Annotated in this window: 8 protein-coding genes; 6 read left to right on the top strand and 2 right to left on the bottom strand. The window is 65.8% G+C overall.

The window, feature by feature from the left end:
* Nucleotides 1-43: 43 nt before the first annotated feature.
* The 5 genes from Q319_RS29185 (at nucleotide 44) to Q319_RS0118745 (ending at nucleotide 8,722) form a co-directional block, all read left to right on the top strand.
* Nucleotides 44-319 (top strand): transposase, encoded by a 276-nt coding sequence (locus Q319_RS29185; RefSeq protein WP_081846163.1) that lies wholly within the window; start codon nucleotides 44-46, stop codon nucleotides 317-319.
* Nucleotides 320-454: 135 nt separating this feature from the next.
* On the top strand, nucleotides 455-3,325 hold the full coding sequence (locus Q319_RS25765) for a GAF domain-containing protein (protein ID WP_081846162.1): 2,871 nt from the start codon (nucleotides 455-457) through the stop codon (nucleotides 3,323-3,325).
* Nucleotides 3,326-3,414: 89 nt separating this feature from the next.
* Nucleotides 3,415-6,051, top strand: a complete 2,637-nt coding sequence (locus Q319_RS0118755; protein ID WP_029483976.1) for a CheR family methyltransferase — start codon at nucleotides 3,415-3,417, stop codon at nucleotides 6,049-6,051.
* 259 nt (nucleotides 6,052-6,310) lie between these two features.
* A complete protein-coding gene (locus Q319_RS25760) occupies nucleotides 6,311-7,558 on the top strand; it encodes a sensor histidine kinase (protein ID WP_051655552.1) in 1,248 nt (415 codons plus the stop codon).
* 120 nt (nucleotides 7,559-7,678) lie between these two features.
* Nucleotides 7,679-8,722 carry a chemotaxis protein CheB gene (locus Q319_RS0118745; protein WP_029483974.1) on the top strand — a complete coding sequence of 348 codons (1,044 nt, stop codon included), beginning with the start codon at nucleotides 7,679-7,681 and terminating at the stop codon, nucleotides 8,720-8,722.
* Between the two features lie 68 nt (nucleotides 8,723-8,790).
* Here the strand turns inward: Q319_RS0118745 and Q319_RS27385 are convergent, their stop codons facing one another.
* Nucleotides 8,791-10,746, bottom strand: a complete 1,956-nt coding sequence (locus Q319_RS27385) for a putative bifunctional diguanylate cyclase/phosphodiesterase (protein WP_156039454.1) — start codon at nucleotides 10,744-10,746, stop codon at nucleotides 8,791-8,793.
* Nucleotides 10,747-11,893: 1,147 nt separating this feature from the next.
* Here Q319_RS27385 and Q319_RS0118735 point away from each other — a divergent pair.
* Nucleotides 11,894-13,978, top strand: a complete 2,085-nt coding sequence (locus Q319_RS0118735; protein WP_029483972.1) for a molybdopterin oxidoreductase family protein — start codon at nucleotides 11,894-11,896, stop codon at nucleotides 13,976-13,978.
* 514 nt (nucleotides 13,979-14,492) lie between these two features.
* Here the strand turns inward: Q319_RS0118735 and Q319_RS26475 are convergent.
* Nucleotides 14,493-14,845, bottom strand: a 353-nt coding sequence (locus Q319_RS26475) for an HD-GYP domain-containing protein (protein WP_281173850.1), incomplete at its 5' end; no start/stop codon positions are given.

Here is a 14,845-nt window from a genome sequence, read left to right as displayed (position 1 = left end):
GGCGTTCACGAAGGTCAGGCGTTGATTCGCGTCAAGGCTGAACATGATGTCCTCAACCCGGTCAAACGGGTGCACGGTGGCGTGCGGGACACGGGGAGACATACGGCAGGCTAGTCCCTGGGCACTGACAGAAGGTTCACGGCGCCCGAACATTTGGGAAAAGACGGGTCTGCCTTCAGGCTGGGGCATTGAGGTCACCCTTTCACAGAGGGTTCGGGCCTTTGGACTGAGGAACTGCCGGTGTCGAGGGCTGCAAAAAGCGCGTCTCCAGCATGTGTTGACCGCCCTGGCGATCAGTGTTGTTCGCCTCTGTGACTGACTGGACGGTGATCGCCCTAAAGGAACGAGGCTTTCGCGCTTTGCCAAATTGCTTGCGACCTGGATTCGCCAGCTGTTTCCGCACGACTGCACAGCCGGCCACCGCACACCCAGAGCAAAACGGCTAGGGTGAAGCATGACTTCGCCGGCTGACGCCTCCTTCGATCCTCTTGAGGCCTCTCCTTCTCCATCTCTGGCCGAACATCTTCAGGACGTCACGGAGGCACTTGCAGCGGCAAGAACCCAGGCCGAGGTGCTGGACGTGGTGCTCGCCCCCGCCTTGCAAGCCCTGGGTGCGGTCGCCGGCGCGGTGCTGCTGGTGGACGAGGCGGCCGGGCGCCACCTGCGGATGGCGGCGCACCAGGGCTACGTTCCGGGCGTCAAGACGCTCTGGCAGGACGGGTTGGTCGAGGACCACGGACCGGCCGCAGACGTGCTGCGAACCCGCGAGGCGCTCTACTTCGAGCACGCCGGCGAACTCAAGGTCGTCTACCCAGACCTCGAAGCCCGGACTGGCGCGGGCGCGGCAGTCGCCACCGCCGTCCTGCCGATGTTCCTCGATGGGCGACCCCTCGGGAGCCTGGTGCTGGACTTCCGGGAACCGCACACCTTCACGCCCCAGGAGCGCCGGTTCCTGCGGACCCTGGCTTCCCAGGGCGCCGTCGCCCTGGGCCGGGCCGACAGTCTTCACCTGCTGGAGCGGCATCTGGAAGAACGCACCCGCACGATCCTCGAAGACGCTCAGACGCAGGAAACCTTCATGGCCTTCACCACAGCGGTCGGCAGCGAAACGGACCTCTTCACGCTGATCCGGCAGGCCATCACGGTCCTCCAGGGCCGCTTTCCAGGGATCACCGCCGCGTACTACGAGGAGGAAGATGGCCTGTGGAAAGCGCGGGTCTGGAGTGACGACATGCGCCCTGATCTGGCCGCCATGATCGCCGACGGACTCCCGGCGCAAACGCCGATGTTCGCGCAGGCTCTCCAGACCCGGCAACCGGTGTTCACCGACGTCTGGGAGGCAGCGCGGGAGGGCGTGGCGCTGAGCGAGGAGTACGGGGCCGCCGCCAACTATCCGCTCCTGGTCAACGGTGAACTGCACTGGATGCTGTCCGTCGGTCTCCGGGACACCCAGCGTTGGAGCGAGGCCGACCGGGGGCTGGTGCGGGCAGTCGGACGGGGCCTGAATCTGGCGCTGGAACGTACCGAGACCGCCCGGCAACTGATGCTCCAGAACGCCGAACTCCTGGCCCGGACCCGGGCCCTCGAGACATTCGCGGAGTTGACGCGGGACCTGGCGCTCACCACCGATCCCCTCCTGCTGATCCGGCGCGCCCAGGAGGTGGTGATGTCGATGCTCAGCGACGGGGCTGCCCTGTACTACGAGCCTGAAGGCGAGCGCTGGCACAACCGGGTTCAGCACGGCACGCTGCACTCACCTGAGTTGCAGGCCGCCATCGACGCCGGCCTGCCCTACGCCGAGACCACCAACCTGCTGATCCCCTGGACCAGCGGGCAACCGTATTTCCAGGATGTGTACGCCCAGGATACCGATCAACTCGCCCCGGTCGTGGGGCACATCGGAGCGACCGCCACGCTGCCCATGCGGGTGGGGAACACACCGCTCGGGGTGATGGCGTTCGCCCTGTTCCAGCAGCGGGCCTGGTCGAGCGTGGACCGGGTGCTGCTGGAAACGGCTGTGCAAAGCCTTGAACTGGCGTTGGAGCGTGCGGCGCAGACCCGGCAGCTCGATGAGGAACGGGCCGCGCTGGAGGCCTTTACCCGGTTCACCGAGGAGGTGCGCAGCGAGACCGATGTTCAGTCCCTGGTACAGCGGGCCATTACCCTGCTTGCGGACACCTGTGGTGTCGACGCCGTCTACCTCGAACGCGAGGCCGACCTCGACCTGTTCCAGGCCGTGGCCTGGAACGCCCGGTTCGATCCAGCACTGCTCTCCCGCTTGCAGGCAGGCTTCCCCCTCAGACAGTCGAACCTCGCGCTGATCCTCCGGGAACATACCGCCGCGTTCATCGACCACTGGGACGCCACAGCCCAGTGGATCGAGGAGTCGGCGCACCTGCAAGCGGTCGCTGGATATCCCCTCGTTCAGCGTGACGAGATGCAGAGCGTGATGATCATCGGGTCACGGACACGGGCCACCTGGACGGAGCGCGACAGGGGGATCTTCCGGGCGGTGGGCCGCAGTCTGGACCTGGCGCTCGACCGGGCCCGGCAGACCCGGACGGTGACCGCCCAGCGAGACGCGCTCGATGCCCGCACCCAGGAACTCTCGGTCGCCAACGAAGACCTCGAGGCCTTCTCATATTCGATTTCGCACGACCTGCGCACCCCGGTGCGGCACATGATCGGCTTCCTGCGGCTGGCCCGGAGTTCACTGGACGGCAAGCTCGACGAGCGCAGTGCCCGCTACATGGACGTGGTGGAGCAGGCCGGAACACAGATGAACGCCCTGATCGACGCCCTGCTCGACCTGTCACGGGCGTCGCAGCAACCCCTGCGGCTGACGAAGGTCGACCTCAACGCCATCATGGCGCAGCTCCAGGAGCGCCTGTTGCCAGACCTGCTGACCCGGGAGATCCGCTGGGAGATGGCGTCCATGCCGCCGGTGTGGGGGGACCGGGAGGCCCTGACCCAGGTGATGACCCAGCTGACCGAGAACGCCCTGAAGTTCACCCGCACCCGTGATCCCGCCGTCATCAAGGTGTGGGCGGAGGATCAGGGAAATGCATGGGGGGTGTTCGTGCAGGACAACGGCCTGGGATTTGATCCGCGCTACCAGGACCGGCTGTTCAACATGTTCCAGCGGCTGCACAGTGTCCAGGAAGCAACCGGGACGGGGGTGGGGCTGGCGAGCGTCCGGCGCCTGATCCTGAAGCACGGCGGTCAGGTGTTCGCCGAAGGCCACGTGGGCGAAGGCGCGACCTTCGGGTTCAGCCTGCCGAAACGGGGAACTGGACTTGTACCGATTTTGCGTAGTTTAGATTAAGCGATGTGTCGCTGGTGGGCGAGAAGCTGAGCTTCAAAGTTGACTGCACTGACGACGCCCCTGTTTCCGCCCTTCCCCTGGAGCTTTTTATGCCCGACGAACATGCCCAACTGGAAACGCTACCCGCCAGCCTGGACACTCTGTCAGGCGATCTGGCCAGTCCCCGGACGCCGCCCATTGCCGTGGTGGCCATCGGGGGGTCGGCGGGCGCACTCAACGCCTATGAACGCTTCTTTCTGGGGGTACCACCGATCACGGGCCTGGCCTTCGTGGTGGTGCCGCACCTCGATCCCCACCACCGGGGGTTGATGCCGGACATTCTCAGGCGCTGTACCAGCCTGCCCGTCGTCCAGATCGAGGACGGCATGGCCCTCCAGGCCGACCAGGTGCATGTCATTCCCCCTGGCCACAGCCTGTCCGTCCAGGACGGCGTTCTGCGCCTGGAAGACCCGGCGGCCGCCAGGGGAAAGGTGATCGACACGTTCTTTGAAGCGCTGGCCGCCGATCAGGGCGAGCGCACGGTGGGGATCGTGCTGTCGGGCATGGGCAGCGACGGGACGCGGGGCATCCAGGCCATCAAGCAGCGGGGCGGCCGGGTGCTGGTGCAGGATCCGGACACGGCTGAATACGCCTCCATGCCCAGCAGCGCCGCCGCCACCCATCTCGCCGATGGCGTGCTGCCCGCCGACGACCTCGCGGCGCGGCTGCTGAGCCTGACCGGTCTGACCCAGACGGTCGACTCTGTGGCCCTGATCACGGACGGCGACCCGGAAGGCTCGCCCCTGCACAAGATCCTGCGCCTGGTCCAGGGCCGCACGGGCCACGATTTCAGCCGCTACAAGCGCGCCACCCTGATTCGCCGGATCGAGCGCCGGATGCTGGACTGGCGCGTGCAGGACGTGTCCCAGTACCTCAAGCTGCTCGAAGAGGTGCCCAACGAGACCGAGGCACTGTTTCAGGACTTCACCATCAATGTCACCAGTTTCTTCCGCGATGCGCAGGCCTACGAGGCCCTGAAAGAGCATCTGCGCGCCTACCTCCAGGCCAACACCCAGCAGCAGGACACCCTGCGGGTCTGGGTGGCCGCCTGCTCGACGGGCGAGGAAGCCTACTCGGTGGCCATCGTGCTGCATGAACTGCTCGGGGAGATCAGCGCGGATCACGCGGTCAAGATGCAGATCTTCGCCACCGACATCGACCAGGTGGCCATCGACCGGGCGCGCCAGGGGCTGTACTCCAAAGACATCGCTTACCTCATCTCGCCCGAACGCCTCAGCCGGTATTTCTTCGTCAAGGGCGACCGCTATCAGGTGCGGGCCGATATCCGCGAGAGCGTGGTTTTTGCCCCCCATTCCACTTTCGGCGATCCGCCCTTCACGCGCCTGGATCTGCTGTGCTGCCGCAACATGCTGATCTACGTGAACACTGAGCTGCAAGGCCAGATCCTGGCGCTGTTCCGCTACGCACTGCGGCCCCGGGGCCTGCTGTTCCTGGGGGCCAGCGAGACGGTCGGCGCCCAGCGGGATCACTTCCAGACGCTTGACCAGCGCTGGAAGATCTATCAGCGCGAGGAGGGGGTGGCCGAGCTGCCGCCGATGCGTCACACGCCCGTAGCCGCTGGGCCGGGTCAGGCGGCCGGAGGCCGGTCAGGGCGGCCCTCCAGGCCAGAGAGCAGCCGCAGCGTGGAACTGGCCCAGCAGGCCCAGAAGGCGCTGCTGGCCGACTATGCGCCGCCGGCGGTGGTGGTCAACGGGCAGGGTGAGGTGCGCTTCGTCCATGGCCGCACTGCCCGCTACCTGGAACTGTCACCCGGACGGGGTCTGAACAACGTGTTCGAGATGGCCCGGGGGGAGCTGCGCTACGAGGTGCCCACCGCCGTGCGTCAGGCCCTGAGTACAGGCCGCAAGGTGGTGCGCAGCGGCCTGCAGGTGGACGTCGAGGGCTCCTCCCAGACGCTGGATCTGATCGTGACCCCACTGCCTGGGCCAGAGTCTGGACTGGTCATGATCGCCTTTCAGGAGCGGCTGGATATCCCTGAAACTGCTGGTCTGGCCTCTCCCGAAAAGACCGACCAAGTGGTGGCGCTGGAGCAGGAACTGCACCACAGCCGGGAAATCCTGCAAGCCACGGGTGAGGAGATGGCGATCACCCTGGAGGAAGTGCGGAGCACCAACGAGGAGCTTCAAAGCACCAACGAGGAACTCCAGAGCAGCAACGAGGAACTGATGACCTCGAAAGAAGAACTCCAGTCGCTCAACGAGGAGTTGAGCACCATCAACGCCGAGCATCAGGTGGTGATCCGCAACCTGGCCCAGGCCAACGACGACACCAATAACCTGCTGGAGGGGGCAGGAACGGCCACCGTCTTTCTGGACAACGACCTGAAAATCCGGCGCTTCACGCCGTTCATCAGCGCCATCATCCCGTTGACGCCGGCGGATCTGGGGCGGCCGATTACCGATTTTTACGTCAACCTGCGCTACGGCCACCTGCTCCAGGACATCGCCCGCGTTCTCAAGACGCTGGAACCCTTCGAGGTGCAGGTTCAGACGCTCGGTGCCCATCCCAGGGAGAATGCCGAGCAGACCGGGCGGGACCAGTGGTATCTGATGCGCGTGAGTGCTTACCGGACGGCCGACAATTACATCGGTGGGGTGGTCGTGGCCTTCACCAACATCGACCTGATCAAAGCTCATGAGCCGTCGCCGGGTGAGCAGGTCAGCTGAGCTGCGGGCCGCTGGGGCCAGCCTGCCCGGAGAGGGGCTGAGGACCCCGATCACTGTGCCCCGCTCTGGAGGGCACCGAAACCCCGTGTGCCTTGCCACCCTCACAGTCTGAAATCTTCATCAGACCTATACTTAGTCATCCAGGTTCAGCCAAGCTCACATTTGACCTGTGTTGGATTCGTCGCAGTGGATCGTCGTCCCCCTCAACTGGCCCTGCCTGACTGGCACTGCCTGCTAATCGACCGGTTCAGGAGCCACCATGACGACGTTCAATGACCTTCAGCAGCGCTATAAGCAGCAGGAACACGAACTCCACGTTCACCAGGTGGAGCTCGAACAGCAGAACGAGGAGCTGCGCCAGATCAACCTGGAGCTGGAGCAGGCCCGCAACCGCTACGCCGACCTGTTCGAGTTCGCGCCCGTGGGCTACGTGGTGTGTGACCAGGGCGGCCTGATCCAGGAGATCAACCAGACCGGGTGTCTGCATCTGGGAGCCGACTGTGGAGCCCTGGTGGGGCGGCCGTTCGCGCTCTTTGTCGGGAACGGCCAGCGCGCCGCCTTCTCAGAACTGTTGCACGCCGCTCTTCTGCCCGGAGGTGACACCGAACGCTCCCGGATGGAAGTGAGGATGCTTGACCTCGGTGGCCGCCACTGGGACGCGCTCCTGGAGTGTACGGGACTGGCTGGTTCCGGCTCCGCTGGGCAGCCAGCTTCCCTGGCCCGCCTGACGCTGACCGACATCACGCAACTGAAGACCGCGCAACGCGAGACCGAGCGGCGCACCCGGCAGGCCCAGCAGCTCAGCGAGGAACTGCAGACCTTCCTGCAGTCCATGACACACGACCTGAGCGCTCCCATGCGGCAAGTCGGCGATTTTGCCAGGCTGCTGGGCCAGACCCTCCAGACGCCCGATGAGAGAAGCGCCCGGCTCCTGGAGAATCTGCTGCGGGCGGCCTCGCACATGAACGCGTTGATGGGGTCGCTGACCCGCTTTTTCCAGAGCGGTCAACCGCTCGGCCGTCATCAGGCCGTGGATCTGAACCGGCTGGTCGATCAGTTTGTACTCGATCTGGGGCCAGAGCGGCACAGCCGGCAGTTGCAGATCACCCATGACCCGCTGCCGACCCTTCAGGCCGACCCGCTGAGCCTGCAGATGGTCTTTGGCAACCTGCTCTCGAACGCGGTCAAATTCACCCGCCCCTGCTCCGAGGCCCGGATTCATGTGGGCGTGCAGGAGCAGGAGGATGGGTTCCTGTTCAGCGTCCGCGACGATGGCGTGGGTTTTGACCCCGGGCAGAGCGGGCGGCTCTTTGGCCTGTTTCAGCGGCTGCACAGCGACCGGGACTTCGAGGGTCAGGGGCTGGGGCTGGCGCTGGCCCGGCGGATCGTCGAGCGCTCTGGGGGCCGGATCTGGGCCGAGAGTGTGCTGGGCCAGGGCTCGGTCTTCTGGATTCAGTTGCCCCGCGATCTGGGGGCCGAGCTGGGCGATCCCGAAGTCAGCTGGTAAGTGCTGGAGCCGCCCGCATTTGCGCCCAGCAGCCCCGCGCTGTCCTGGGCCTGTGCTGTCCTGGGTACGGCTTCAGGAAGACTGTACGGGAACTGCCACGGCCAGGCGCATACTGTCGCCATGCTTCCTTTCCGACTGGTGGTTATCGGCGCCTCTGCGGGTGGCTTGACGCCAATGATAGAGCTGGCGGCGGGGCTGCCCGCCGACTTCCCGGCGGCCATCTGCATCGTGATGCACATCCCGGCCTACGCGCCCAGCGCCCTCGCAGAAATTCTGGGCCGGGCCGGGCCACTGCCGGCGTCGCAGCCCGCCAGCGGCGACCCCGTCCTGCCGGGCCAGATCTACTGCGCGTCCCCGGATCACCATTTGCTCATCGAGGACGGCCAGTTCCGCGTGACCAAGGGCCCCAAGGAAAACCGCGTCCGGCCCGCTGTCGACACCCTGTTTCGCTCGGCGGCGTACAGCGAGGGGGCCAACGTGATCGGCGTGGTCCTGTCCGGCCTGCTGGACGACGGCACCTCGGGTCTCTGGACGATCAAGCACTTCGGCGGCGTGGCCGTGGTGCAGGATGTGCAGGACGCTGAGTATGACTCAATGCCTCAGAGTGCCCTCAATCAGGTGGAGGTCGACCACAGCGTGCGGGCCGCCGACCTGGCGGCGCTGCTGGCGCGGCTGTGCGCTGAGCCTGTAGAAACGCTCCCGGAGGTGAATGTGCCTGAAGATGACCGCCGGCGGGTGGGCATCGAGGTCAGCATCGCCAGCAGCGCCCACGCCTTCCGCAAAGGCGTAATGGCTTTCGGCAAGGTCACGCCGCAGACCTGCCCGGACTGCGGCGGCGTGCTGGTGGAGATCAAAGAGGGGGGCTTCACGCGCTACCGCTGCCACACCGGGCACGCCTATACCGGCGACACCCTGCTGGCGAGCGTCACGGAGGCCATCGAGGACAAGTTGTGGCAGACGATGCGGGCGCTGGAGGAAGCCAGCATGCTTCTGGAACACACCGGCAAGGACTTCGCGGCGGCTGGGAATGCCCGACTGGCCGAGGAATACACCCGCAAAGCCAGGGAAATGGAGGCCCGCACGAAGCTGATCTTCCAGGACATCGTGGAAAACAAAAGCCTCAGCGTTCAGAAGCTTGAACACAACGTCAGCAGGGCGGGGTGAAGCGGTGCACAGCACCGTTCCACACTTGAAGGGTTGTCCCAGGTGGCACAGCCATTCATTCCTGCCCCTCACTCCAGTCGGTGATTCGTTCGCAAGTACGCCTCAACCTCTTCAGGGGGCAGCGCGGCCGCGAACAGCCAGCCCTGTGCAACCTTAAGCCCGAGTTCCAGCAGGGCCCGCTGGTGTTCCTGCGTTTCGACGCCCTCGGCCACCACTGTCAGCCCCAGCGCCTCGCCCATCAGCACGATGGCCCGGATCAGGCTGGCGTTTTCATCGAGCGCCGCGACAAAGGAACGGTCAATCTTGAGCATCCTGACCGGAAAGCGGTGCAGGGCGCTGAGCGATGAAAACCCCATGCCAAAGTCGTCCAGCACCAGTTCCACCTGGGCCAGTCGCAGGGCCTCCAGGGTCCCGGGATCGCCCTCCTCGCGGGAAGTCAGCACCCGTTCGGTGATCTCGACCAGCACCCGCCACGGGGCAGGAGTGGCGTGCATCAGGAGCTGATCCGTGACCTGGCGGATCTGCTCCAGATTCTGGGCCGCCACGTTGACATTCATCCAGAGCGGGTGGGTCCCGGCCCTGTCCAGCCGCCAGCGCGCGGTCTGGCGCTGGGTCTCCATCAACACCCAGCGGTCGATCTCCCCGACCAGCTCCAGTTCTTCGGCCAGCGGGATGAACACACCGGGCAGCAGCAGACCCCGCTGCGGGTGTTGCCAGCGCACCAGGGCTTCCAGGCCCAGCACCTGGCCGCTTTCCAGCGCCACGATCGGCTGATAGTGAACCACCAGTTCGTGACGCTCCAGGGCGTGGTGGAGCTGTGCTTCGAGTTCCAGCCGCCCTCTGGCTTCATCGCGCATGGAAGGCACAAACACCTTCGACCCGGCGTTCCCACCACGCTTGGCCTGATACAGCGCCACGTCCACATCTCTGACCACTTCCTCAGCCGTGTGGTAGCCGTCCCCCACCAGCAGGATGCCGGTACTGACTGTCAGGTACAGTTCCTGGCCCTCCAGCACGAAGGGGCGCTGCACCGCCGCGTCCATCCGGGCGATGACGCTGGGGATGATCTCTGGATCCGTGACGCTGTGAAGGAGGATGGCGAACTCGTCCCCACCCAGCCGGGACAGGTCATCCTCGGGCCGGGTGACCTCACGCAGCCGCCTGGAGAGTTCGACCAGCACCTGATCCCCAGCCGGATGACCCAGACTGTCATTGATGACTTTGAAGCGGTCGACATCGAAAAACAACACCGCGAAGTCCTGCCCATGCTGGTGCAGGCCGTCCAGCGCCCCCCGGAGTGCGTCCGCGAAGGCGGCCCGGTTGGGCAGGCCGGTCAGGAAATCGTGCCGGGCCTGGTGGTGCAACTGGGCGTTGAGGTCGAGCAGCGCCCGGGTGTCCTGGCTCACCCGATGTTCAAGTGTGGCATTCAGGTGTTCCAGGTGGGCGCGGGCCTGTGAGAGCGGCGTGATGTCCATCAGTGTGATCAGGACGCTGGGCGGCTCCTGCGCTGGGCTGGGCAGGGTCAGGCCCTGAAGCTGCACCTCCAGGCGTTCGCCGCCTCGCTGCTCCAGCGTGAAGAGGTGCGTCCGCGAGGACTGAGCCTGCGTCAGGGTGTCCAGAACACTGGCGAACCCGGCGCGTTGCTCAGGCACGAGAAACAGCCTGAAAGGGCGCAGGCGCAGCTGGTCCCGCTGGAAGCCGAGCAGCCGCGTTCCGGCGAGGTTGACGTCCAGGATGTCCCCGGCGGCGTTCAGCGTGAAGTAGGCCGAGGGGGCGTGTTCGTACAGGGCGTGATAGTGCCGGCGCTCGAATTCGAGGTCGGCCACGCTGTGCTGAAGCTCCTCGTTCTGCATCTCGATCTCGACATGCTGGACACGCATTTCATGGATGAGCGCCGTGGCCTCCCAGCCCTCCCAGGTCTCCAGCGGTGCCAACTGGGCCAGGCGCCGCCGGGCCTCTGTCCGCAGCGCGCCCTGTTCCGGAGTCAACTTTTCCGGGGTCACTGTGTCCCGGAGAAGCGCCACGCTTCAGGCCACCACGGGGAGGGCAGGGCGGGGCCGCTCAGGGGGCCGCTATGGGCGTGAATTGAGGGGGGCACGATCCATATCATGCCAGAATCCTGAGCAAGATGAGTATGGGCTGGGCCAAGGCGATGCACCCGAATGGGGCACTCAGGCGGCAGCGCCCGGCCAGATATCTGATGGAACGCGGCCGGAAAGGTGCCCTGCACCACACCCCTGGGATCAAGGCAGGATGGGGGCAACGATCTGTACGCGCTGGAAGTGGAACTTCGGGGCGATCTGAGCCAACTTCTGTAGACGTCCGACCTACCTGTCCCTGCTCAGCGCCCTGGAGAACGCTCTGGCTGCGCCCGTCGATCTGGTGGCGAGCAAGGCGCTGAGGAACCCGTACTTCGCCGCCCAGGTGCAGCGTAAATGCGCCAACATCTCTGCCCGTTGACCTGCTGGTGGCCCCACCCCACCATGAGAACAGATGAGAGCAGACCAGGATCGCCCTGTGTGCAGTAGCGTGTGCAGTAAACCCCTTCCGCCCGGTTGTTTTGCTTTCCGCTCGATGCCTGAATCTGCCCTATCGCCATCTCTGATTCTTCCGCGCCAGGCGAGGCTCAAACGGTGTTTTCCAGCACTGGGCGCGGCTCCCCAAACAGGGTGCAAAGTCCTTCTACGGATCAGAAGGCCAGGGGTTCGAATCCCTTCGGGTACACCAACAAAACCTCGTCCTAGACGGGGTTTCTCTTTTTATAGATTGTAGATTGAAACACGATGTGCAGTAGCGTGTGCAGTGGCAGAGTGGACAGCATCATTCGGGGTAGTCACGCCTTCATTTCCACGAAGACACGATGAAGGCGGCATGGCCTGAACGATTCGCCCAAGGTCACTTTCAAACTGGCGATGACCCGAACGTACCCGGTACGCTGACGCGGTAGCCCCTGCGGACCGACTGGCATACTGGACGCCAGTCCACGGCTGCCAGACACCACATTCAAAAAGCGGCTTGAGGTTGTTGCCCAGCAGCGCGCACGCGGCCAGGACACGGAATCTAGCCAGCTCCGATGGCAACCGTTCCAGATTTCGTCTCACGGTGCCCCAGCGTTCCGGAATCAGGATGGACCCCCACCCAGCCTGCGGCCCTGCCGCGTAGACTTCCGGCATGACCGCCTCTGTTCCCACGCGTGACGTGCTGCTCACCTGCCCGCTGGACTGCCCCGATGCCTGCCGCCTGCGGGTCACGCTCGGGCGCGGCGAGGACGGACAGGAACGCATGCTGAAGGTCACGGGAGACGCTGAACACCCCTACACGCGCGGCTTTGCCTGTGCCAAGACGGTGCATTACCCGGCGCGGGCCAACCACCCGGAGCGGCCCCTGTACCCGCTGCGGCGCGTGAACCCCAAGACCGACGCCGAGCCGCTGTTCGAGCGCGTGAGCTGGGACGCGGCGCTCGACGACATCGCCGCCCGCCTGAGGACGCTGCTGGACACGCGCGGCCCGCAGAGCATCCTGCGCTACAACTACGCCGGGACCATGGGCCTGATGGAAGGCGCGCACGTCCACGCGCTGTTCCGCGCCCTGGGCACCCCGGAACTGGACGAGACGATCTGCGCCACCGCCGGCACCGAGGCCTGGGCCATGGGCTACGGCGCGCGCTACGCGGTTGATCCGGCAGATGTGCGCCACGCCCGGCTGATCGTGCTGTGGGGCATCAACAGCCTGAGCACCCACAGCCACCTGACGCCCGAGCTGACAGCCGCACGCAAGGCCGGGGCCAGGATCATCTGTGTGGACCCGTACCGCAACCGAAGTGCTGCGTATGCCGACACGCACCTCAAACTCCGGCCCGGCAGCGATGCCGCGCTGGCGCTGGGCGTGATGCACGAGCTGTTCGCCCACGGCTGGACCGACGACGCCTATATCGCCGAGGCCACCCTGGGCATCGAGGAACTGCGTGAGGCAGCCCGCGAGTGGACGCCTCAGCGCACGGCCACCACAACCGGCCTGAGCGTGCAGGACGTGCAGGACCTCGCCCACGCCATCGGGACCACCCGGCCCACCTACATCCGGGTGGGCTACGGCATGACGCGCCATGAATACGGCGGAACCAATCTGCGGGCCGTCACCCTGATCTCCGCGCTGACCGGTGACTGGCGCGTGCCAGGGGGCGGCTGCGTCCTGAGCGCCAGCGGGGCCTTCAAGCTCAACCGCACGCAACTGGGCGCGGCCCACCTGATCCAGGCGGACGTACCGCACATCAACATGAACGCCTTCTCGGATGCCCTGAACCCCGCTGCCGGGCTGGGGGCTACGCTGATCTACAACTGCAACCCGGCGGTGGTGGCCCCGGATTCGGGCGGCGTGCGCGCCGGCCTGCAACGCCCCGACCTGCTGGTGGTCGTGCTGGAACAGGCCCTGACCGAGACGGCCCGGCTGGCCGATTACGTGCTGCCTGCCACCACCTTTGCCGAACACGCCGACGTGTACACGAGTTACGGCCACCACTGGCTGGGCTATAACCCCGCCGAACTGGAGGCCCCCGGCGAGGCGCGGCCCAACTCCTGGGTCTTTCAGCAACTGGCCCGCCGCCTGGGCGTGACCGAGCCGAGCGTGTACTGGAGTGTGGATGACCTGCTAGAGGCCGTGCTGGACAGCGGCCATCCGTATCTGGCGGGAGTGACCCCGGAGCGGCTGAAAGCCGAGGGCACCGTGCGCCTGAATCTGCCCACACCCTTTCTGCCGTATGCCCACGGCGCAGAGACCCCCAGTGGCCGGGTACAGCTTGCGCCCGCGCCGGTTCACCGCGAGGCGCAGGCTGCCCTGAACGACGCCTATCCCCTGCGGCTGCTCACCCCGCCGGCGCATCACTTCCTGAACAGCACCTACGGCAACCTGCCCAACCTCACCCGCGCCGAGGGCAGCGAGCCTCAGCTCCTGATCCACCCCGACGACGCGCAGGCGGCTGGGCTGGCCGACGGCGAGTACGCCGCGCTGGAATCTGAGGTGGGCCGGGTGCAGCGCCGCGTGCGGGTGACCGGGGCAACGCAGCCGGGCGTGGTGGTCGTGGAGGGCACATGGTGGGGGCTGTCAGCACCGGACGGCCAGAGCATCAATACCCTGACCGCCCAGACCCTCACGGACCTGGGCGGGGGCAGCACCTTCCACAACACGAGGGTGCGGGTGCAGCCCGCCGGGGCCAGCGCCCCCGACGGCGCAGCGACGCTCCGGGGTGCCGCCGTCTCCTGACCGGGGTGCCGGCTCCAGCGGTGTCGGGGTGGTTCATACAGACTCCGATTGAAGGGCGCTGGAAAACACCTGAAATCCGAGCAGGGCGAGCAGGAGAAAAACGGGTTCCGGGCGCAGAGTGGAGGAATCGGCGCTTTTCCGATTCCTGCCGCGTTGCAAACAGAATCCGTATGAGTCACGTCCTGGCCCGCTGTTGCCGTGAAATCCTGGGCGGTCTGCTCGGCCAGAGTGGGGATCATCATCACCCTGCTCAGGGAACACGTTGACGTCCACCCCCCACAGAAATCCAACCGCGCCTGAACCGCCCTCGCCACCTCGTGGGGATTTCCGATGCGCTGGAAACAGAGTCTCGGGGAGGCAAGCCCCCACTGCGGAAGACGGCTGGCCTGGACTATCGGCATGTCGCCCACCCTATCCACGGGCCTGTGCCTGAACGAACTGCGCGAGCTGGCCGTGCGAGGAGACCTCCAGGCTCGACTTGCTGGCGTGGCCGCTACGGAGTCTGGGCTGGGCGTCAGAGAGCTTCAGGCCGGTCAGCGTAGTCCGTCTCTGGTGGCCGAACAGGTGGGGATGAACGGAAGAGCCTGATCTGGCCCTCGCCCGGTGGCGCTCCATGGTCTCTGGACCGCTGCATCAGGCTCAGAAACGCACGGGCGATAGCTGGATCGAACTGCCGGCCAGACTGCCCGCCGATCTCCGAGAGGGCGTCCTCATGACTCCAGGCATGTTTATATGGGCGTTCACTGATCAGCGCGTCATACACGTCGCAGACTGCAAAGATCCGGGCATTCAGGGGAATATCGGTCCCCACCAGACCGTCCGGGTACCCGCCGCCGTCCCAGCGCTCATGGTGCGAACGGATGACCT

The sequence above is a fragment of the Deinococcus marmoris DSM 12784 genome (genome assembly GCF_000701405.1).
Classification (GTDB): domain Bacteria; phylum Deinococcota; class Deinococci; order Deinococcales; family Deinococcaceae; genus Deinococcus; species Deinococcus marmoris.
Note: the sequence above shows the minus strand (reverse complement) of the source record. Positions and strands in the feature narration are given on the sequence as shown.